General features: G+C 72.2%; 13 protein-coding genes. 10 read left to right on the forward strand and 3 right to left on the reverse strand.

All coding sequences use genetic code 11. The annotated features are described in order from the left end of the window. Window positions 1-55: 55 nt before the first annotated feature. The 3 genes from ACFXG1_RS04290 to ACFXG1_RS04300 all read left to right on the forward strand — a co-directional run bounded on the left by ACFXG1_RS04290 (window position 56) and on the right by ACFXG1_RS04300 (window position 6,891). Window positions 56-352, forward strand: coding sequence for a hypothetical protein (locus ACFXG1_RS04290; protein ID WP_384713904.1), 297 nt, complete (start codon window positions 56-58; stop codon window positions 350-352). Window positions 353-478: 126 nt separating this feature from the next. Continuing rightward, complete coding sequence (locus ACFXG1_RS04295) at window positions 479-5,050, forward strand: FtsK/SpoIIIE domain-containing protein (protein ID WP_384740876.1); 4,572 nt, start codon at window positions 479-481, stop codon at window positions 5,048-5,050. Between the two features lie 599 nt (window positions 5,051-5,649). Next, a complete protein-coding gene (locus tag ACFXG1_RS04300; RefSeq protein ID WP_384719476.1) occupies window positions 5,650-6,891 on the forward strand; it encodes an NAD(P)/FAD-dependent oxidoreductase in 1,242 nt (413 codons plus the stop codon). 130 nt (window positions 6,892-7,021) lie between these two features. On the opposite strand, the gene ACFXG1_RS04305 is transcribed toward ACFXG1_RS04300, so the two are convergent. Then, a complete protein-coding gene (locus ACFXG1_RS04305) occupies window positions 7,022-7,705 on the reverse strand; it encodes a hypothetical protein (RefSeq protein WP_384740880.1) in 684 nt (227 codons plus the stop codon). After that, window positions 7,702-8,001 (reverse strand): hypothetical protein, encoded by a 300-nt coding sequence (locus ACFXG1_RS04310; protein ID WP_384740883.1) that lies wholly within the window; start codon window positions 7,999-8,001, stop codon window positions 7,702-7,704. Before ACFXG1_RS04310 ends, ACFXG1_RS04305 begins: the two co-directional genes overlap by 4 nt. Before the next feature lie 163 nt (window positions 8,002-8,164). Between ACFXG1_RS04310 and ACFXG1_RS04315 the strand changes: the two genes are divergently transcribed. The 5 genes from ACFXG1_RS04315 (at window position 8,165) to ACFXG1_RS04335 (ending at window position 11,760) form a co-directional block, all read left to right on the forward strand. After that, the gene (locus ACFXG1_RS04315) at window positions 8,165-9,136 is read left to right on the forward strand and encodes a DUF1996 domain-containing protein (protein WP_384710191.1); all 972 of its coding nucleotides are present in this window, start codon (window positions 8,165-8,167) and stop codon (window positions 9,134-9,136) included. A gap of 94 nt (window positions 9,137-9,230) precedes the next feature. Next, entirely contained in the window at window positions 9,231-9,812 is a 582-nt protein-coding gene (locus tag ACFXG1_RS04320) for a sigma-70 family RNA polymerase sigma factor (protein WP_384710194.1), read from the forward strand. Beyond that, window positions 9,809-10,528: a zf-HC2 domain-containing protein gene (locus ACFXG1_RS04325; protein WP_384710197.1), complete on the forward strand. Its 720-nt coding sequence runs from the start codon at window positions 9,809-9,811 to the stop codon at window positions 10,526-10,528. Before ACFXG1_RS04320 ends, ACFXG1_RS04325 begins: the two co-directional genes overlap by 4 nt. Window positions 10,529-10,711: 183 nt before the next feature. Further along, window positions 10,712-11,518: a helix-turn-helix domain-containing protein gene (locus tag ACFXG1_RS04330; RefSeq protein WP_384710200.1), complete on the forward strand. Its 807-nt coding sequence runs from the start codon at window positions 10,712-10,714 to the stop codon at window positions 11,516-11,518. After that, entirely contained in the window at window positions 11,515-11,760 is a 246-nt protein-coding gene (locus tag ACFXG1_RS04335) for a DUF397 domain-containing protein (protein ID WP_384710203.1), read from the forward strand. The genes ACFXG1_RS04330 and ACFXG1_RS04335 overlap by 4 nt, the downstream gene beginning before the upstream one ends. Before the next feature lie 107 nt (window positions 11,761-11,867). Here ACFXG1_RS04335 and ACFXG1_RS04340 read toward each other — a convergent pair whose 3' ends face one another. Continuing rightward, on the reverse strand, window positions 11,868-14,195 hold the full coding sequence (locus ACFXG1_RS04340; RefSeq protein ID WP_384710206.1) for an ATP-binding cassette domain-containing protein: 2,328 nt from the start codon (window positions 14,193-14,195) through the stop codon (window positions 11,868-11,870). A 278-nt stretch (window positions 14,196-14,473) separates the two neighbouring features. Between ACFXG1_RS04340 and ACFXG1_RS04345 the strand changes: the two genes are divergently transcribed. Next, on the forward strand, window positions 14,474-17,287 hold the full coding sequence (locus ACFXG1_RS04345) for a hypothetical protein (RefSeq protein WP_384710209.1): 2,814 nt from the start codon (window positions 14,474-14,476) through the stop codon (window positions 17,285-17,287). Next, window positions 17,284-21,432 (forward strand): hypothetical protein, encoded by a 4,149-nt coding sequence (locus ACFXG1_RS04350; RefSeq protein WP_384740890.1) that lies wholly within the window; start codon window positions 17,284-17,286, stop codon window positions 21,430-21,432. The genes ACFXG1_RS04345 and ACFXG1_RS04350 overlap by 4 nt, the downstream gene beginning before the upstream one ends.

Below are 21,432 nucleotides of genomic sequence, written 5' to 3' on the forward strand. Positions count from 1 at the left end.
GGTGCCCGCGCCGCTTCCGCCGGGCACCCCATCCCGACCCCATGCGGAGGACCCCATGGCCGACTACATCCTGAACGACGAGCGGATCGCCCAGACCGCCGCCACCACGATGAACCAGTACGACACGGCGATCGCGCAGCTCCAGGCGATCCGTACCGAACTGACCAACCTCACCGCCGACGGCTACAACACCCCCGCAGCCAAGGCCGACTTCATCCCCTTCGTCGAGGAGTTCTTCCGCGGCTACGAGCCCGTCGTCGAGGGGCTCAAGGGCATCTCCACCTTCGTCAAGAGCGTCGGCGACGGCTTCACCCAGCTCGACCGCGACCTCGGCGCCAGCCTGCGCGGCTGACCAGGACCCGTCCCTGGACCCACGCCCTGGACCCACCCGCCTGAACCCACGCCCGGGGACCGGCCGCGCCGCACCCGGCCGGTCCCCTCCCACCCGTACGAGCACCCACCGAGCACGAGGAGCGCCATGCGGCTCACCGTCACCGCGGTCGACCCCCGAGAGGGCCGGAGCGCGGACTTCCTGATCGACACGGATCCCGGCGTCCCCGCCGGTGACCTCGCGGTCCGGCTGTGCCACGAGCTGAACGGCGTCCGGCCCGCCGAGCCGCCGCCGCTCTATCTGGACGCCGGGCTCCTCCCCGCCGACCGGCCCGTCGGCGAACTCGGCCTGCGGGCCGGGCGGATCGTCGGCGTCGGCGCGCCGCTGCCGCCCTCGGGCCGCGAGCCCGACGGCACCGCCGAGCTGCGGGCCGTCGGCGGGGCGGGCGCCGGGGCGGTGTTCCGGCTGCCGCCGGGGGAGTACGCCATCGGGTCCGCCGCCTCCTGCGCGGTACGGCTCACCGGCGACGGCCTCCCCGCGACCGCCGCGCTTCTCGACGTGGGCGCGGACGGCGGTGTCACGGTACGCGCCGCGACGGAATCCGCACCGGCGCCCGTACCCGTAACCGGGACCGGGACTACGGGCACCGCGACCGGGACCACCGCGGGTACCGGTACCGGTACCGGTACTGACACCGTGCCCGCCGCCGAGCGGCACACCGTACGGCTCGACGGCGCCCCCGTCCCCGACCGCACCCCGTTCCCCGTGGGCGGCGTCCTCACCATCGGCCCCGTCCTGATCGAACGGGCCGAGCCCTCCCGCCCCGACGCGGCCCTCCAGCCGTCCGACGACGGCACCGGGCTCGACTACAACCGCCCGCCCCGGCTCCTCCCGCCCCCGGTGAAGGACCGGTTCCGGCTGCCGTCCCGCCCGGCCAAACCGCCCCGCAACCCCCTCCAGTTCGTGATGATCTTCGCCCCGCTGCTGATGGCCCTGGTCGCCGTGGTGGTCTTCGGCAATATCCGGTTCCTCGTCTTCGGGCTGCTGTCCCCGGTCATCGCGATCGCCGGACAGCTCAACAACAAGCGCCGGGGCCGGGAGAACTACGAGGAACTGCTCCAGGAGTACGAGCGGCGCAAGGCGGCGGTGGAGGCCGATGTCGACGAGGTCGTCCTCGCCGAGCAGCGGGCCCGCCGCGCCGCCTGCCCCGACCCGGCACTGATCACCCTCATCACCACCGGCCCCCGGCAGCGGCTGTGGGAGCGCCGCTGGCGCGACGACGACTTCCTGCTGCTCCGGCTCGGCGTCGCCGACCGGCCCGCCCGGCTGGAACTGGAGGACCCGGACGAGCCCGAGCACCGCCGCAGGCTGACCCGTACCACCCATGCCGTCCCCGTCGCCGTGTCGCTGCGTACCGCGGGTGTCTTCGGCGTCGCCGGGGGAGCCGCGGCCGAACCGCTCGTACGGTGGCTCATCGGCCAGGCCGCCGCCCTGCACAGCCCATCCGACCTGCGGATCTGCGTACTGTCCGGCAGCCGTGACCGCACCGGTGACGCCGACCGCTGGTCCTGGCTCCACTGGCTGCCGCACACCGCGCCGGCCAGTGGCGACCCCCTCGGTCCCGCCGGGACCACCGCCGAGTCCGTGGGCCGCCGGATCGCCGAACTGACCGCCGTCGTCGCGGCCCGGCAGGCGGCGGGCGACCGGGCCCCGCGCGGCGGCGCCGCCGGGGAGCCGGACATCCTCGTCGTCCTCGACGGCGCCCGCAGGCTGCGGTCCCTGCCCGGGATGATCCCGCTGCTGCGGGAGGGCCCGGCCGTCGGTGTCCACGCCCTCTGCGTGGACGACGAGTCCCGGCTGCTGCCCGAGGAGTGCCGGGCCGTGGCCGTCGCCGACGGCGGACGGCTGCGGGTCGAGGAGGCCGGCGCCGACCCCGTGGACGACGTCCTGGCGGACGCGCCCGGCCGGGGCTGGATCACCGGTGTCGCCCGCGCGCTCGCCCCCGTACGCGATGTCGGCGACGACGCCGAGGAGAGCCTGCTGCCGACGGCCGCCCGGCTGCTGGACGTCCTCGGCCTCGAACCGCCGACCGCCGCGTCGGTCACCGCGGGCTGGGCCGCCGGTGGCCGGTCGACCCGGGCCGTCGTCGGCGAGGGGGTCGACGGCCCGTTCGCGGTCGACCTGGCCGCCGACGGGCCGCACGCCCTGATCGCCGGCACCACCGGATCCGGCAAGTCGGAGCTGCTCCAGAGCCTGGTGGCGTCCCTCGCCGCCGCCAACCGCCCCGACGAACTCACCTTCGTCCTCGTCGACTACAAGGGCGGCAGTGCCTTCGCCGAGTGCGAGAACCTGCCGCACACCGTCGGGCTCGTCACCGACCTCGACACCCATCTCGTGGAGCGCGCTCTGGTCTCCCTCGGCGCCGAGCTGAAGCGCCGCGAGCGGATCCTCGCCGACGCGGGCGCCAAGGACCTCGACGACTATCTCGACCGGCGGTCCCGCGCACCCCGGCTCGGTCCGATGCCCCGACTGGTCCTCGTCATCGACGAGTTCGCCTCGATGGTCCGCGAACTGCCCGACTTCGTCGCCGGTCTGGTCAATATCGCCCAGCGCGGCCGGTCACTCGGTATCCATCTCGTCCTCGCCACCCAGCGGCCGTCCGGCGCGGTCACGGCCGATATCCGCGCCAACACCAATCTGCGGATCGCCCTGCGCACCACCGACGCCGGCGAGAGCCGCGACATCATCGACGCCCCCGACGCGGCCCGGCTGTCGCCCCGCACCCCGGGCCGGGCCTTCGCCCGCCTCGGGCACGCGGCGCTGCTGCCGTTCCAGACCGGCCGGATCGGCGGCCGGCGGATCCGTGCGGCGGCCGCGGCGGAACGCCCGCCCGAGCCCCGGGTCACCGAGATCGACTGGGAACTCCTCGGCGACCCGCCGCCGGCCGTCCCGACCGCCCCCGACGCGGCCGTACAGCCCGTCACCGATCTCGCCGTCCTGGTCGACGCGATCCGGGCGGCGGCCGACGGCCTCGGCCTGCCCGCCCCGCGCCGGCCGTGGCTGCCGCCGCTGCCCGAGCGGCTGACCCTCGACGACCTCGCACCGCCCGACGGCACGGCCGCCGAAAGCCCGACCGCGGGCACCGTCGCGCCGGCCGTGCCGGGTGCCCTGCCCGCCGTCCCGTACGGCCTGATCGACGTCCCCGACGAGCAGACCCGCGACCCGCTCCTCCTCGATCTCGACACCATGGGCCATCTCCAGATCATCGGCTCCCCGCGCGGCGGCCGGTCCCAGACCCTGCGGACCGTCGCCGCCGCCCTCGCCCGCGCCCACAGCAGCGCCGACGTCCATCTGTACGGACTCGACTGCGGCAACGGCGCCCTCGCCGCCCTCACCCGGCTTCCGCACTGCGGCGCCGTCGTGGACCGTGCCCAGACCGAGCGGGCCGCCCGGCTGCTGGCCCGGCTCACCGAGGAGGCCGCCCGCCGCCGGACCCTGCTGGGCCGGGCCGGGGTCGCCGACCTCGCCGAACTCCGCCGTACCCGCCCCGAGGCGGAGCGCCCGCCCCATCTCGTCCTGCTGGTCGACCGGGTCGAGGTCTTCGAACGCGACTACGCCGGATACGACCAGGGCGCCGTACTGGAGCTGCTGGTCCAGCTCCTGCGCGAGGGCGCGGGGGCGGGCATCCATGTGGTGGCCACCGGCGACCGGGTCCTGACCCAGAGCCGGTTCGCCGCCGCCGTCGAGGACAAACTGGTCCTGCGGCTCAACGAACGCAACGACTACTCCATGGCCGGGGTGAGCCCGCGGACCGTTCCCGACGCCATGCCGCCCGGCCGCGCCGTCGAGGTGCGGACCGGCCGCGCCGCCCAGATCGCCCTCGTCGACCCCGATCCGGCCGGAGCGGCGCAGACCGGCGCCCTGAACCGGATCGCCGACACGGTACGGGACCGGGACGCCGCCGTCCCCGACGCCCTGCGGCCCTTCCGGCTGGACGCCCTCCCCGACGAGCTGACCTTCGAGGACGCCTGGCGACGGCGGCCCCGGGAGGTCTCCCCGCTCTGGGCGATGGCCGGGGTCGGCGGCGACGAACTCACCGCCGTCGGCACGGATCTGTCCCGGGTGCCGTCCTTCCTGATCGCCGGCCCGCCGCGGTCCGGCCGCAGTACGGTCCTGCTGACGATGGCCCGCTCCCTCCTCGCCCACGGCACCGGGATCGTGGTCGTGGCCCCCTTCGCGTCCCCGCTGCGCGAACTGGCCGGACTGCCCGGAGTGGCCGCCGTCTTCACCGACGCCGACCTCGCGGTCGCCGACTTCCGGGCGGCCCTCGGCCGGATCGACAGCCCGGCGGGCGGTGTCCTCGTCGACGACGCCGAGATGATGATCAACTCGGAGATCGACGGGGATCTCGCCGCCCTGGCCCGCGGCGGCGCCGGGGACGGCTGGGGACTCGTGGTCGCCGGGAACAACGAGGCCCTGTACGGCGGTCTCGCCGGCTGGCACACCGTCGTCCGCCGCAACCGGTGCGGCGCCCTGCTCGCCCCCCGCGCCCTCGGCGACGGCGAGATCCTCGGCCTGCGCGTTCCGCACGGCCTCCTGGGCGCCGACCCGGAACCGGGCCGGGCCCATCTCCACCTGGGCGACGGCCGCTTCCTCACGGTCCGCGTCCCCGCCCCCGTCCCCGCCCCGGCCGCCGCCGACGTCCTCCCGTCGCGCTGAGCCCCGCGCGCCGAGGCAGTACGCCCCGCTGCGACGCGGCGACGGGGCGTACGGCCCGCCGACCCCTGCCACCGACCCCTGCCACCGCCCCCTGTCGAGCCGATGAAGGAATTGCTCGACAGATTTCCCGTGAGCATGCCAGGAATTGACCCGGGCGGGTATCGGGTTGATCCGCCGCGCCGTGAGATATGTCTCGACGGTGAACCGCGGGTCCTCGGGCGCGTGCCGCGGGGGCGAATCGCGGCACGTTTCGCGGGAGAAAGCCCCGGTGGTATTCGACCGGGAGGTCAAAGGGTTCCCGCCTCCCGGGCGCGTCGATCCCGTGACCTGCCGAAGTAAAGCCGTTGTAGGGGCTGATCAGGGCGGGAGCCCGTCGCGGGCACGGCCTCCCTACGTCGACGGAGGCTTCCGGAATAAGTCATTCAGATTTCCTCGTCCCATGAGGTCGCATTCTGTGAAGTTGATCAACTCTTGACCTTTTGCGTTATGTGCTCTTAGCCTCTTCGTCCATGCCGCGCATCTTTATTTTTGGGTTCAATGCGGCGGCGTACAGGCGTGGTTTACCGCAAGGAAACCCATTCCGCTTTCAGGGGGATCTCGTGTACGACGTAATCGTGGTTGGTGCCCGCTGTGCGGGCTCGCCGGTGGCGATGCTGCTGGCCCGACGAGGGCACCGGGTCCTCGTGGTGGACCGGTCCTCATTCCCGAGTGACGCCGTCTCCACCCACTACATCCATCAGGCGGGGCTCATGAAACTCCGGGAGTGGGGGCTGCTCGGCGAGATAGTCGACGCCGGGACCCCGGCGCTGCGCGAGATGCACTTCTCCTACCGGGGGGTCCGCCTCGACGGCTTCGCCGAGCCGGTCGGCGGTATCGACGCCGTGTACTGCCCGCGCCGCGTCGTCCTCGACAAGATCCTCGTCGACGCCGCACGCCGCGCCGGAGCCGAGGTCCTCGACGGCTTCACCATGAATGACCTGGTCTTCTCCGGCGACCGTGTCATCGGCATCCGGGGACGCCAGGGCGACGGGCCCGAGCGGGAGTTCCGTGCCACCGTGGTCGTCGGCGCGGACGGCTTCCACTCGAACGTCGCCAGGAAGGCCGGGGCCGAGCAGTACAACGTGCGCCCCGCCTCCGGCTTCGTCTACTACTCGTACTTCAGCGGTCTCGATCAGGGCCTGCGCCACAAGACCGGCTTCAACGAGTCCTGGTTCGGCACCTGGCCCACCAACGACGGTGTGAGCATGCTGTCCGTCATCTGCACCCGGCGGCAGCTCAAGGAGTTCCGGCGGGACGCGGAGTCCGCTTTCCTGGCCGTCTTCGACGACATAGACCCGGAGATGGGCGAGCGGCTCCGCGACACGGGGCGGCGCGAGGAGGACTTCAGGCCCATGCGCTACCCGGACAACTACTACCGGCGCGCGTACGGACCCGGCTGGGCCCTCGTCGGTGACGCCGGCTACCACAAGGACCCCTACTCCGGCTGGGGCATCTCGGACGCCTTCCTCCACGGCCAGCTCCTCGCCGACCGTCTCCACCAGGGCCTCGCCGGAGAACGGCCGATGGACGAGGCGCTCGCCGAGTACAACAAGGTCCGCGACGAGGAGAGCGCCGGCGTCTACGACTTCACGACCGCTTTCGGCGCGCTGACCGAGCTGCCGCCCTTCTTCCGCACGACGCTGGAGGCGGTGAGCAGGAGCCGGGAGTGGACGACCAAGATGCTCGGCGTCATCGGTGGAGTGGTCCCGGAGTACGAGATCTATGCCCGGGATTCCCTGGAGCGTCTCTACGAGGACGTCGGCGTGCCGCGTGAGCGGCGAATCTACGCCCCCCTCGGCTGACGCCCCTCGGCCGACGCCCCTCTCGGCCGACACCCTTCCCGGCCGATATCCGTCGGATGCCCCGTGGTCGGCCCGGCCGCCGGGCCGGACCGACCACGAGCCGCCGGAAGCCGCCCGTCGACGCGGCCGGTCAGGCGGGCGGCTCGCCCGCCCCCTCCGCGTACTCGAACGAGAAAGTGTCCGTGATCGCGTCGAAGACGTCGTAGAGCTGCTCCGCCACCGGCAGATTGGGGCTGTAGCCGGTGATGATCAGCACCTGCCGGGAGCCGGGTACGGGCACGATCGTGTGCATCACCACGATCTTGTACGACACCCCGTGGGCGGCGTCGGCCTCCTCGATACCCGTCAGCCGGCCGACGGGCCCGATACCGGGAAGGTCGACCGTGGTGAACCGGCGGTCGCCGGGGCTCCGGCCCCGGCCCCGGCTCCGGCCCCGGCGGCCGGTCGCCGAGAACTGCCGGGCCAGTTCCTGCGCGGTGAGGGTCTCTCCGGGCGGCGGGGTCAGCCGGAAGATCATCACTCCGGCCAGCAGCATCCCGTCCTCGAACATCCGGGTGATGCCCGCGGCGTAGACCGCGCCGTGCCGCCGGGCCGCCGCGAGGATCCGGCGGGCGTCGCGGAATGTGCTGTTGACCAGCTCGCGCCCCGGCCGGTCGGGCGTCTGCCGCAGCATCTCGGCGCGGATCGGCGCGAGCCCGTCGCCGTCGAGGTCGTACCGGATCCAGCCGTCGGGGACACCGATCCCGAACGCGTCCGGTTCCCGTACCGCCGTCCCGCCCCCGGGCCCGACCGCCGAGGGGTTCTCCGCCGTCATCGGTTGCCCCCCGCGCCCCCGCCGTCGCCCTTCAGGGTCGCCGCCATCTCCCTGTCCGCGTCGGCGAACCCCTTCACGATCGCCTCGCACCCCTCTTTCAGCCCTTTGCACTCCCGCTTGAGCTGAAAGCGGCCGTCGCTCCACGCGTCGTCGAAGTCCCGCCCGGCGGCGGCCAGCGGCGGACCGACGGCCACCGCGTCGAACCCCGCGCTCCGGGTGTCGACCAGCTCCATCACCCGCCCGATGAGCTGCGCCATCCGCTCCACCTCCGCCCCGGGCATATCGATCTCGGCCATCGAACGGGCCCTCCTCGGACATTCGGCGACGGCGGGACGCCCCCGCCTTCCCCCGCACACGCGCCCCGGAAGGAAAAGGTTCAACCGCCGCTTGTTGAACGGCGGTTCAAAAGCTGGAACCCTGGTACGCGTGGGGACACAACTCCGTTCGTTACGCGGCACGTTGACACGCAACGCGGTCGTGCTGACCGTTCTCGTCATGGCGGTCGTCACCGCGATCGTCGCCAACCGCCCGGCCGGGGCGCCGAACGAGCCCCCCGAAAGCGCCTATGCCGCCCTCGCCGACACCCCCGCCGCCCCGCCCGATGCGATCCGCGGCCCCGACGCGAGCACCGGCAGCTTCACCGTGGAGTGCGGACGCAATGAACGCGGCCACCGCAACACGGACAACGTGGTGACGTCCCCGGGGTACGTCGGCGGCGCCCACCACACCCACGACTACGTCGGCAACACCACGACCAGCGCGCTCTCCACGGACGCCGGCCTCGCCGCCGGATCCACGACCTGCGCGGGCGGCGACCGCTCCGCGTACTTCTGGCCCGTCCTGCGCAGACTCGACCGCGAGGGCTCCGACGCCCGCGCCCACGGCGGCGGTCGGCACGGCAACACCGGTGAGATCGTGGTGGCGTCCGCGGTACGGATCGCCTATCTCGGCAACCCGGTCGGCAAAGTGATCCCCCAGCCCGCCGGACTGCGGATGATCACCGGCGATCCGGTGGCGGCGACCACCACCACCGAGCACGTCCGGGCCCGTTGGGGCTGCTCCACCGACCCCGGCCGGCACACCGCCACCCGCTATGTCCGCTGCCCGTCGGGGAGCGGTGTGACCCGTACGCTCGACTTCCCCAGTTGCTGGAACGGGCTGCACCCCGACAGCCCGAACCACCGCGGCCATATCGTCCACCCCGACGGCGCCGGGATCTGCCCGCCCGCGACCTTCCCCGTACCCCGGCTGCGGATCACCCTCGTCTACGACCTCCCCGAGGGCGCCGGGTTCGCCGTCGACTCCTTCCCGGAGCAGAAGCGCGACCCGATGACCGACCACGCCATGTTCGTCGGCGCGCTGCCCGACCGGGACCGGGCCCGGATCGCGGAGTGCGTCAACCAGGGCCGCCACTGCCGCGCGACGCCCTGACCTGCCGTTCGGCACCCGGCCCCGGCGGGGTTGAACCGCCGGGCGCCCCCGCCCGTGTTCAGCACATCGGACCGGCGGAGGACGGAGTGAGTGGATGGCGGCACTGTGGTCGCGAACTCGGCAGAAGTCGAGTGACGAGATACTGGTCCGGGCTCTGTACGAGGAACACGGCAGAGCCCTTCTCGCCTACGCCCAGCGGCTGACGGGCGACCGGGCGGCGGCGGAGGACGTGGTCCAGGAGACCCTGATCCGGGCCTGGCGCCACCACGACTCCCTGACCAACGGCAAAGGATCGGTCCGGGGCTGGCTGCTCACCGTGGCCCGCAACATCGTGACCGACCGCTGCCGCGCCAGGGCCGCCCGCCCCACCGAGGTCGCCGAGTCCCCGACGAACGGACCGGTGGAGGGCGACCACGCGGAGGGCGTGGTCGACTCCATGGTGGTGATGGAGGCCCTCGACCGGCTCTCCCCGGACCACCGGGAGGTCCTGGTCGAGATCTACTTCCAGGGCCGTACGGTCACCGAAGCGGCCAAAGTTCTCGGAATACCGGCCGGAACGGTCAAATCCCGATCACACTACGCACTGAAAGCGTTGAGGGAGCAGTACACCGGGAACGGTGAACAGAGGAAACCGAGCAAGAGCCGACTGGTCGTGGTGAAGGAGGCGGCGGCATGAGCATCCAGCAGCACGACAGCGCACTGGTCGGCGCCTATGTGCTCGGCGCTCTCGACGCGGAGGAGGTCCGCGGGATCGAGGGCCATCTGGCCGAGTGCGAGGAGTGCCGGATGGAGGCGGAGGCGCTCCGGGAGCTGGAGTCGACCCTCGGCGAGGTGCCGCCGGAGGCGTTCCTCGACGGGCCGCCCGACGGCGGCGATCTGATGCTTCAGCGGACCCTGCGCCAGGTCCACACCGAACGGGCCCGCGCCGAGAGCGGCCGCCGCGCGGTGCTGGCCGCCGTCGCCGCCGTGGCGGCGGTCGCGGTCCTGGGCGCGGGATTCCTGGCGGGCCGCGGCGCGTCCGACGCCGACGAGGCGAGGCCGCCGACGCCCACCGTCACCACCGCCCCGGTCCGGACCCCGCCGCCGGAGGGCGTGAGGGTCGCGTCGGTGACCGACCCGGGGACGAAGACCCGGATGGCGGTCCGGATGACCCCGGCCGCCGACTGGGTCCGGGTCAACGCCGCCGTCGCCGGGATCCCCGCAGGTGAGCTGTGCCGCATCGTCGTCGTCGGCAAGGACGGCGAACGCGAGGTCGCGGGCAGCTGGACGGTCGGCAGCGCCGAGAAGGGCGCCAATCTCGACGGCTCGGCCGCGATCCCGGCGGACGAGGTCGAGGAGATCTACGTCGAGAACGCGGCGGGCAAGCGGTATGTGACGGCCCGTATGGCGTGACCGGACGCCGGGCCGGCGGAACCCGTACGCGGACTCCGTGTACGGGTTCCGGCTCTGGACACCGGGTGCGACTCTCCGTGAGCATATGGGCGTTCAGCGTGATGGAGTGCGTCGGCGGGAGGGCCCGGGATGCCGGACAGTGCGAGTGCGGGGGGCGGCCCCGCCGACCGTGTGGAGCCCGAGATGTCGGACAGTCTCAAGACGTTCGGCGAGATCATCCGGGCCTTCCGCAAACGTCAGGGCCTCACCCAGGAACAGCTCGCGCCGCTGGTCAACTACTCCCCGGAGACGGTCGCCAGCATCGAGCAGGGGCGACGATTCCCGCCCGCGGACTTCGTGGAGGCCGCGGAGGATCTCTTCGACGCGTTCGGCGCGATCCGGGGCCCGGCGAAGCATCTGGCGCGGCAGCCCGGACTGGCGAACTGGTTCCGCCAGTGGGCCAAGCTGGAGGCCGAGGCCATCAGTCTGTACACCTATGAATGCCGGGTGGTGCCAGGGCTTTTGCAGACCGGGGCGTATGCCCGCGCTGTCTCCCTCAGCGTTCCCCCGCTGCCGGACGAGGACGACCTGGAGCAGCGGATAAGGGCACGGTTGGCGCGACAGGAGTTGCTGTCGACGTCACGGAAGCCGCCGACGGCGTTCAGCTTCATCGTGGAGCAGGCGGTGCTGGAGCGACATACGGGTGGCAAAGACGTCACGCGTGAACTCTTCGACCATCTCATCGACGTGATCGAGCGCCACTGGAACGTGGAGTTCCAGATCATGCCGCTACGACAGCCTGTACACGCGGGGTTGGACGGCTCCCTGCAACTTGCCGAGACCCCGGACCACACATGGTTCGGTTACTCCGAAGGACAGGAGAACGGACGCCTCATCAGGGACCGGAAAGAGATCAGCCTCCTCCAGCAACGCTATGCCAAGATGCGCTCACAGGCTCTTACCCCCGAGGACTCCTTGAGCCTGCTGAAGCGATTGCGAGGAGCGCTATGAGCACGTCCGAACTGGCCTGGTTCAAGAGCAGCTACAGCGGCTCGCAGGGTGACAGTTGTGTGGAGGTGGCCATGTCCTGGCGCAAGTCCAGCTACAGCGGCTCCGACGGTGATGACTGCGTCGAGGTCGCCGCCTGCCCCGCCGCCGTCCATGTGCGTGACTCCAAGCTCAACCGGAGTCCCGAGCTGATGGTCGCCCCGACCGCCTGGGCCGACTTCCTGTCGTACGCGGCCCGGGGGTGACTCCGGCGTAACCCCGTGAACGCGCGCCCCGCCCGGCTCACCTTCCCGGGCGGAGCGCCTAACCTCCGCTCGACGTGCCGCGGCGGCCGTGCCCCGGCCCCCCCGGCTCAGCTCCCGTTGACGTACTCCGCGAGATGGCGGGCCGTCAGGGTGTCACCGGAGGCGACGAGATCACGCGGCGTACCGGTGAAGACGACCTCACCGCCGTCGTGACCGCCGCCGGGGCCGATGTCGACGATCCAGTCGGCGTGCGCCATCACCGCGAGGTGGTGCTCGATCACGATGACCGAGTTCCCGTTCTCCACCAGCCGGTCCAGCAGCGCCAGCAGCTTGTCCACATCCGCCAGATGCAGCCCCGTCGTCGGCTCGTCCAGGATGTACGTGGACGACTTCTCGGCCATGTGGATCGCCAGCTTCAGCCGCTGCCGCTCACCGCCGGAGAGTGTGTTCAGCGGCTGGCCCAGCCGGACGTAGCCGAGCCCGACGTCGTTCAGCCGCCCCAGCAGGGTGTGGGCCTGGCCCGAGGGGAAGAAGTCGTACGCCTCCGCGATCGGCATCGACAGCACATCGCTGATGTTCTTGCCGCGCAGCAGGTAGGTGAGGACCTCGGGGGTGTACCGCTTGCCCTCGCACTGCTCGCAGACCGAGGCGACCCCGGCCATCATCGCCAGATCCGTATAGACCAGACCGACTCCGTTGCAGCCCGGGCAGGCGCCCTCCGAATTGGCGCTGAACAGGGCCGGCTTCACACCGTTGGCCTTGGCGAAGGCGTTCCGGATCGGATTCAGCAGACCCGTGTACGTGGCCGGATTCGAGCGGCGGGAGCCCCGGATGGGGGACTGGTCGGCGACCACGACGCCCTCCCGGTCGGCGAGATAGCCGTGGACGAGGCTGCTCTTCCCGGAGCCCGCGACACCCGTGACCACGGTCAGCACACCCAGCGGTACGTCCACCGACACATTCTTCAGATTGTGCAGCGTGGCGTTCTCGACCGACAGCCGGCCGGTCGGTGTGCGGACGGTGTCACGGAGCGCAGCCCGGTGCCCCAGGTGGCGGCCGGTGAGGGTGCCGGAGGTACGGAGCCCGGCGACATCGCCCGCGTATCCGATCTCACCGCCGTTGGTGCCCGCGCCCGGACCGAGGTCGACCACATGGTCGGCGATCGCGATGACCTCCGGCTTGTGCTCCACCACCAGGACCGTGTTGCCCTTGTCGCGGAGCAGCAGCAGCAGTCCGTTCATCCGCTGGATGTCGTGCGGGTGCAGCCCGGTCGTCGGCTCGTCGAAGACATAGGTCACATCGGTGAGCGGTGAGCCCAGGTGGCGGACCATCTTCACGCGCTGCGCCTCGCCGCCGGAGAGCGACCCGGAGGTGCGGTCCAGGCTGAGATAGCCCAGACCGATCTCGACCAGGGAGTCCAGCAGTCCGCCGAGGTTCGCCAGCAGCGGTGCCACGGTCGGAGCGTCCAGCTTGCGCACGAAGGCGGCCAGATCCGATATCTGGAGCGCCGCGCACTCGGCGATGTTGAGCCCGTTGATCCGGCAGCCGAGCGCGGCCCGGTTCAGCCGGGCGCCGTCGCACCCGGGGCAGTCGCGGAAGACCACGGCCCGGTCGACGAAGGCCCGGATATGGCTCTGCATCGCCTCCCGGTCCTTGGCCAGATACGTCCGCTTGATCCGGGTGACCAGACCCTCGTACGTCATCGTGCTGGTGTCGATCTTCACCTTGGTGACCGGCTTGTGGAGCAGGTCGGACAGCTCGGCCTCGGTGAAGTCGGCGATCTTCTTGTCCGGGTCGTAGAAGCCGGACGAGGCCATGACCTTCCACGACCAGGAGTCCACCGGGAAGCCGGGGACGAGGATCGCGCCCTCGTTCAGCGACTTGGACCGGTCCACGACCTGGTCCGGGTCGATGTCCGAGACCCGGCCGATGCCCTCGCACTCGGGACACATGCCCTCGGCGTTGTTGAAGCCGAAGAAGTGCGAGGGGCCGACATACGGCTCGCCGAGGCGGCTGAAGACGATGCGCAGCATGGTGTACGCGTCGGTGGCGGTACCGACCGTGGAGCGCGAGTTGGCGCCCATCCGCTCCTGGTCCACCACGATCGCGGCGCTGAGATTGCGCAGCGCGTCCACGTCGGGACGGCCGACGGCCGGCATGAACGACTGGATGAAGCTGGTGTACGTCTCATTGATCAGCCGCTGGGACTCGGCCGCGATCGTGCCGAAGACCAGGGACGACTTACCGGATCCGGAGACGCCGGTGAAGACGGTGAGCCGCCGCTTGGGGATATCGACGGAGACGTCGCGGAGGTTGTTCTCCCGGGCGCCGCGGACCTCGATGACATGGTGGCTGTCGGCGGGCGCGACCCCGGCGGGACCGGATCCGGCGGGAACTGCGCTCTGCTGGTGAAACGTGCCATCGGCGGCGGACATGGTGGTTCTCTCCTCCGGGCCTGGGTGAGCGGCCGGGTGGCCGACCGCTCCGCGAAACGCACACTCTACCTGAATTGAATACACTGTACGCAGATGATCACCGGTGATATCCGGCCACCGCTACCGATGGTTGACGGGGCACATACCGGCCGGTCAATTGCCCGCTGGCAGGCCCCCGGTGAGGATGAAATACTAATAAAAGGGATGTTTCGCCCGGTAGGGGGTTCTGCTGATCACGGGAGCTGGTGCCGATGTGCGCCGCGGCCTCGGGGACGCCCATGGACGGGACGACCGTCACCTTCCTCCGCCGTGAGGACATGCTCGTCCTGGACTTCACCTTCTCCGACATCTCCCGCTCGGGTGCGGCGGGCGCCGTCGTCCTCACCCCCACCACCCCCGGCACCGCGGGCACGATAACCGCCCACTTCCCGCCGCAGTCCGTCCTGGAGGAGGCCACGTCCCCGGGCGCGGAGTCCACCGGCACCAAACGGGTGCGGTACTCCGGCGAGAGCACCGTCGCCCTGCGGGTACCGGCGGGCGCGTCCGTACCGTTCACCGCGGACGGGCTGCTGTCCTGGGCCGCCCTCCAGGCCACCCAGACGGGTACCGTCCTCGAATGCGTCTGGGGCCTCTTCCTCGGGCCCGCATCCGCCGACCTGGTGTGGCGGCATGCGACCGCCCCCGTCACGGGCGCCTCCGGCGCCACCGGCATCTGGCACACCAGGATCGCCCCCGCGTCCGCCGACCCCTACGAAGGCGGCGGCGTGGGGCTGCGGGGCCTCTCCGTGCCGCGGACCTCGGAGCCCTTCGACAGCTCCCTCGACGCGATACAGCGCCAGCAGATCCACAACGCCTCCGGGGCCCGGCCGGTCACCGCCGACGGGCTCGTCCTCAGCGCCCTGGGCGCCGACGCCGACCTCATCGCGAACTGGGAGGACCTGCCGGCGTACGGCGTCAAGGAGTACCGCCACCGGTCGGCAGGCGGCCGGGACGTCGTCGTCCGGGTCGACCAGCTCGGCTTCCTGCTGCCGTTCGGATTCCCCGTCCAGATCTCCACCCGGACCGAGCGCCGTCTCGACTACGGACTGATCAGGACCATCCGGCTGACCGTACTGCGACCCGAGACCACCTACGAGGGAGTCGCCGCCCTCCCCGACGCCGGACGCGCCTTCCCCTTCGTCCGGGTCCGGATCGAACGGCCGCGCGACACCGAGATCGTCCAGGGCCCGTCCCTCGACGACATCGGCTACTGGATCGACGCCCCCGACCAGTCGGGGCAGCGGCTCCTCTTCGATCTCAGCGCCGACGACCGGCTCGGCCACCGCGTCGCCTTCACCGCCCCCCTCGTCTTCGTCTACGGCGACAGCGCCTACGGCGGACTGGGCGGCGCCCTCGCCACGTACGAGAACATCACGAAGGACCTCCCGCTCCCCGCCACCGGCCGCCTCGAACTCGCCCCCGACAGCACCACGACCGAGGAGAAGACCACCGTCGACCTCGACGAACTCCGCGTCGGGGCCGAACCGTCACAGGCCACCGCCGCCCAGCTCATGGCCGCGGGACGGCTGGCCGCCCACCCCCGGCTGCTCTCCGTCGGAGCCCGGATCCCGGCCCTGGACGCCCTCGCGCCACCACCCGCCACCGCCGGGGCGAGCGCCGCCGCCCCGCCCGCCGTCACCGGCACCGTCCGGCAGATCACGCTGTACGAGAAGTATGTGACCGACGGCCTCGCCGCGGCCGGCCAGGTCTACGCGAGCCTGCCGACGGCCGCCGACTTCACCCCACCGCCCGCCGCCTCCGGCGCCGTCGCCGCCCTCGGTCTGCCGGTCAACGGACTCTCCGCCGCCACCGGACTCGTCGGCGGAAATCTGGACACGGTCGCCTCCGGTCACTTCGACCCGGCCACGTTCTTCACACCGCCCGCCGTCCCCGGCGGTCTGCCCACCACCCGGCTGCTCGGGGTGATCGACCTGACGAAGCTGGTCGACCCCGGACCCATCGGCGCGGGCGACGGCACCAGCACCCCCAAGATCGTCACCACCGTCCTGCACGAACAGGGCGACCTCAAGCCACCCACCGGCGTCAGGACCGAGCTGACCTGGCGCCCCACGATCAAGGTCGACACCTTCGGCGTGCTGACGACGACCCGGCCCGACAGCCTCGACATCGCGTCGACCAGCCTCGCCCGGTTCGACGGCTCCCCGCCGACCGCCGAGGTCCGCGGCGAACTGCGGGACTTCCGGCTCAGCTTTGCGAGCATCCTCTCCATCGAGTTCCGGCGGATGGCGTTCACCGGCAGGGCGGGCACCACCCCCGCCCTCGATGTCAAGATCGGCAAAGTCGGCTTCGACGGCGACCTCCGCTTCCTCGACAAACTCCGCGAATACCTGCCGTCGCCCCCCAACGGGCTCCGGGTCGACGCGGACCCCACGGGAGTCGAGGTCGGCTACGGACTCGCCGTACCGACCGTGGGCGCCGGGGTCTTCCTGCTCCAGAACCTGGCCCTGTCCATCTCCGTACGCCTCCCCTTCGACGGCACCGCCGTCCGCACCACCTTCGACGTCTCCTCCCGCGACCACCCCTTCCTGCTCACCGTCTCCCTCCTCGGCGGCGGCGGATTCCTCTCGCTCACCGTGGAATCCGGCGAGGTCACCATCCTGGAGGCACAGCTGCAATTCGGCGCGGCCGCCGCCCTCGACCTGGGCGTCGCCAGCGGCTCGGTCTCCATCACCGCCGGGGTGTACCTCAAACTCGACCACGGCAAGAGCCTGCTGGACGGCTTTCTGCGGGCCGTCGGCGCACTCGACGTCCTCGGCATCATCAGCGTCTCCGTCGAGTTCTATCTCTCCCTCAGGACGGTCGACGTCCCCAAGGACCCGGCGAACCCGAACGGCCCCCAGCGCAAGGACATCATCGGCAGCGCCGTCGTGACCGTCCGGGTCCGGGTCGCCTTCTTCTCCCAGTCCGTCAGCCTGCCCATGGAGCGCCGGTTCGGCGGCGGCGGAGACCCCTCCTACGCCGACGCCTTCCCCACCCGGAGCACCTGGGACAAGAGGTGCGCCGCCTTCGCCGCCATGGAGGACGCGTCATGATCAAGCAGACGCTGATCTGGACCCTGCTCCCCGATCCGGCGGCACCCCCGAGCGCCCCCGGGACGATTCCGCTGACACTGATCCTCAGCGTCCGGCTCTCGAACGACGAGGGCAGCCCACCGGGCACCGCCGTCCTCCCCCTCTCCCGCTACACCTCGATCGCCGACTTCCCCCACCTCGGCTACGAGCCGTTCAGGGTGATCGTCAAGAAGAAGAACGGCGCTTCCATCACCCCCGTCGCCACCCTCGTCGACACCCCGCCGCTGCCCGCGCTCTGGCAGGCGCTCTTCCCCGGATCGCTGCTCGTCCAGCCCTTCGTCTTCGCCGAACACTCCGTGCGGGAGCCCATCGAGTCCTATCCGGCCCGCCAGTTGGCCGGCGCGCTCTCCGATGTGTACGCGCGCCTCCTGTCCCAGGCCGTCAGCGCCGCCGCCGCCGACGGGACCCCCGAGGACACGGCACACGAAGCCGGCCAGGCGTGGGAGACGATCGAACGGCTGGTACGGCGCGTGGGCGCGCCCGACCCGTCGGGGCCCGGCGACTCGGCGCTCCGCCGCGAACTGCTGCGTACCAAAGTCGTCGACGACGACGACGCGCGCGACGCCGAGGGCTGGACCCGGCTCGCCGACTTCCACCGGCCCATCGCCCCACCCGCCGTCCCCCGGGTCCGGATGGGCCCCGGCACGGCGAGCCCGTACGAATTCCACGCCCTGCTCGCCGCCCTCGCCGACCACCCGGCGCTGATGGCCCCCCTCGGGCTGGTCCGCCGCCTCACCGTCCAGATCCCCCCGGACTTCGACGAGCGCGACCCCGTCACCATCCAGGCGGACCCGAACCAGAGCGTCTTCATCCAGAACTACCGGCCCAGGACCCTGTGCCTCGCCCGGACCGGCCGGCTCTCCCTCGCCCGCCCCGACGGCACCTCCGGCGCCCTGTTCCTGCCGCTGGACGACACCACGGTCTACACCCCGATCGACGTCGACCTCGACGCGGGCGGACTCGCCCTCCAGAACTACGCCCGCACACTGGAGTCCCTGCCCCGCGACGACCCCCCGCCCGTGACCAAGCCCCCCGCGCTGCGCTCCGCCGGCATCTTCGTCGCCGAGGCCAACCGGCAGGTGACCTTCCAGAGCGTCCTCGACGTCCTCGCCGATATCGACGACGACCTCAAGCAGGGCGGCGAGGGCGATACGAAGACCCTCGACGCGGCCACCGTCCAGCAGGGCGTCCGGGTGGACGTCCACGACGCGGGCTCCAACCGTTGGTACCCCCTCTGCCGCCGGCAGGGGAAGTACACCGTCGACGGCTACGGCACCCTGCCCATCGACGACGAGGGCTCGGTCACCGACGCCGTCAGCCGGGGCGTCGACGCGACCGGTACGGAGCTGGCCCGGCTCACCCAGGCCGTACTGCGCTGGGACGACTGGAGCCTTGTCGCCGAACCCCGCGGCCGGACCATCGGCGTCGACGGCGAGGTCACCGACCCGGGACCCGAGGCGAACCCCGCGCTGCCCTTCGCCGCCGCCGTCGACTGCCCCGACGGCCTCCTGCCGTCCCTCCGCTTCGGCCGCACCTACCGCTTCCGCGCCCGCCTGGTCGACCTCGCGGGCCGCAGCGCCCCCTTCGTCGCGACCCCCGCGGCGGGCGAACCGGCCACCGTCCCCCTGACGTTCTCCCGCTACGATCCCGTGCCCGCCCCCGTCATGGTGCTCCGGCGCCCCGTCACCGCGGGCGAGTCCCCGGCCGACCTCGTGGTCCGTACCGACAACGCCGACCCCGCGGCCCCCGTCGCCGGACCCACCTGCGAGCGGCATCTGCTCGCGCCGAAGGCGTCCGTGGAGCTGGCGGAGCGCCACGGGGTGCTCGACCTCTCCGGCGAGCACCGGACCGACCCGGCCGTCCACACCCTGCTGACGACGTACGACGGCGGGAAGATCACCGGCACCCCGGACCCCGGCGCGGGCGGCAGCCCGTACCAGGACACCGACCGGATCGAGCTGCCCTGGCTGCCCGATCCGCTGAGCCGGGGCACGGCGCTGCGCGGTGTGCCCGACACCCCCGAACTGCTCACCACCTGGCCCGCCGGGGGCCCCGGCTGGTACCAGCGGCTGCCGATGCGCCTGGTCGTCGAGGCCGGACCGATCGGAAGCACCCGGTCCACGGCCGTCGCGGACCCCGCGAACCGGACGATCCGGGTGACGCTGCAACCGGCGGCGTCCTTCCCCGCCGTGCTCGGTTCGATGCTCGCGGCGGGTGACGAGGCCCTCCTGGGCCAGTGGCGGTGGTACACGGAGCGGGCCCGGCAGGGCGGCGAGGCCTCCGGCGCGGCCGGTGGTACGGGGGAGACGAGCGGACCGGCGTACACGACGGACCACCACGACGATCCGGTCACGGCCGCCGGCGAAGGGGCCGCATCGGACGTCCACGAACTGCTCGCCGACGCGGCGGCCTCCGGGCCGCGGTCCTTCGGACCCGTCGGCAGCAGCGACCGGGACGACGGCGTCCCCGGCGCGTCGGCCGCCGAGATCGGCTCCGCCCTCCGCGCCGCCCTCGCGGGCCGGCTCGGACAACTCACCCCCACCACGGGACTGACCTTCGTCCACGCGGTCCGCTGCCCCGTCACCCCGCCCGCCTTCAACGGACCCCGCGTCCTGCGCGCGCCCGGCCAGACCGTCTACGCCCTCGACGAGGCCGCGATGGCCGTCCACGGTGCCTCCACCCTCAGCGTGTACACCGACGCGACCTGGACCGAGTACTCCGATCTGACCGGCGAAGGACCGACCGAGTCCCCGGCGCGGATCGTCCTTCGCCCCGAGACCGACACACTGGGCGCCCCCGAAGGACCCACCGTGACGAGTGCGCCGTTCCGCAGCCGCCACGATCCCGGGGACACCCGGCACCGGCTCGTCCAGTACACCCCCGTGGGCGCCTCGCGCTTCGTGCCGTACTTCGCCGAGCGGCGCACCGTCGTCCTCAACGGCACCACGGGTGCCGCGGTGGCCCGAGCCTTCGTCCCGGGTACCGTCGCCGTCCGGAAGGCCGCCGCACCGCTCCTCGCCGACGGGACACCGGCCGCGCCCGGGACGTCGTACAGCGTCGGCACCGATGTGACCGTGGACGACGTGAACGGGACGGTCACCCGGAAGCCGGACGGGACGATCCCGGACGGGACGTCGGTGGAGGTCTCGTACGTCGTACCCCCGGTCGTCCGCGCGGGGCCGCCGGTCTCCCTCCATGTGCCGTCGACCGTCCGGCCCCCGGCGCCCGTGGTGCACTCGATCGTGCCCGCGTTCGTCTGGGAGCGGACCACCTCGGGCACCACGACCACCAGCATCCGCAACGAGGGGACGGTCCGGGTCCATCTGAAACGGCCCTGGTACCTGTCCGGCGAGGGCGAACTCCTCGGCGTACGGGTCGTGGACGCCGCGATGCCGGGCCCGATCGACCCCTCGGCGCAGCAGTGGGCCACGACCTGGGGCCGTGATCCGATCCGGGACCCGGGGGACGCGCCCGTCATGGCGTACCCCACACCCGCGAACCTCGACTCCCGTGCCGTCGACGTACCGTTGGACCAGGGCCATGCCCTCGGCTTCCCCGTCGACTACGACCCGCGGCGACACCTCTGGTACGCGGACGTCCGGTTCCTGGGGAACACCCTCTACCAGCCCTTCGTCCATCTGATGGTGGTCCGGCTCCAGCCCGACTCGCTCACCGCTCCCGAGGATCTGCGGGCCTCCCCGGCGGTGGACGCCGGATGGGTCCAGCTGCCCGCCTACCGGCGCGCCAAGATCGTCGTCGGAGGGAGCACCGCGGGCTCGCCGGTGCGGGTGACGGTCGTCGCGCCGGAGCCGCCGCCGGGACGGGACGGGCTGGCATCGGAGTTCACGGTGGTCGTCCAGTTCCGCAGCACGACGCTCACGGACGACGCGGGCTGGCTCACCCTCGACACCGTCCCGCCGGTGGCGATGGTCCGTCAGCCGGGCGGGGGGCCGGTCGCGATCTGGCGCCAGGACCTGACGCTGCCCGCGGACGTCGGCGCCCGGGCGATGCGCGTCGTGGTCCGGGAGTACGACGTCCTGGCCGACAGCCCGGAGCCGGGGCAGACCACCCGCCGTATCTCGTATCTGGACACGATCCCCATCTGA

Source organism: Streptomyces sp. NPDC059248 (assembly GCF_042753905.1).
Lineage (GTDB): Bacteria > Actinomycetota > Actinomycetes > Streptomycetales > Streptomycetaceae > Streptomyces.

Excerpts from the sequence above, each read along its gene's own strand:
- ACFXG1_RS04325 (WP_384710197.1), top strand. The coding sequence starts at position 9,809 with ATGAGCATCCAGCAGCACGACAGCGCACTGGTCGGCGCCTATGTGCTC.
- ACFXG1_RS04310 (WP_384740883.1), bottom strand. The coding sequence starts at position 8,001 with ATGGCCGAGATCGATATGCCCGGGGCGGAGGTGGAGCGGATGGCGCAG.
- ACFXG1_RS04330 (WP_384710200.1), top strand. The coding sequence starts at position 10,712 with ATGTCGGACAGTCTCAAGACGTTCGGCGAGATCATCCGGGCCTTCCGC.
- ACFXG1_RS04305 (WP_384740880.1), bottom strand. The coding sequence starts at position 7,705 with ATGACGGCGGAGAACCCCTCGGCGGTCGGGCCCGGGGGCGGGACGGCG.
- ACFXG1_RS04295 (WP_384740876.1), top strand. The coding sequence starts at position 479 with ATGCGGCTCACCGTCACCGCGGTCGACCCCCGAGAGGGCCGGAGCGCG.
- ACFXG1_RS04350 (WP_384740890.1), top strand. The coding sequence starts at position 17,284 with ATGATCAAGCAGACGCTGATCTGGACCCTGCTCCCCGATCCGGCGGCA.
- ACFXG1_RS04290 (WP_384713904.1), top strand. The coding sequence starts at position 56 with ATGGCCGACTACATCCTGAACGACGAGCGGATCGCCCAGACCGCCGCC.
- ACFXG1_RS04335 (WP_384710203.1), top strand. The coding sequence starts at position 11,515 with ATGAGCACGTCCGAACTGGCCTGGTTCAAGAGCAGCTACAGCGGCTCG.
- ACFXG1_RS04340 (WP_384710206.1), bottom strand. The coding sequence starts at position 14,195 with ATGTCCGCCGCCGATGGCACGTTTCACCAGCAGAGCGCAGTTCCCGCC.
- ACFXG1_RS04345 (WP_384710209.1), top strand. The coding sequence starts at position 14,474 with ATGGACGGGACGACCGTCACCTTCCTCCGCCGTGAGGACATGCTCGTC.
- ACFXG1_RS04320 (WP_384710194.1), top strand. The coding sequence starts at position 9,231 with ATGGCGGCACTGTGGTCGCGAACTCGGCAGAAGTCGAGTGACGAGATA.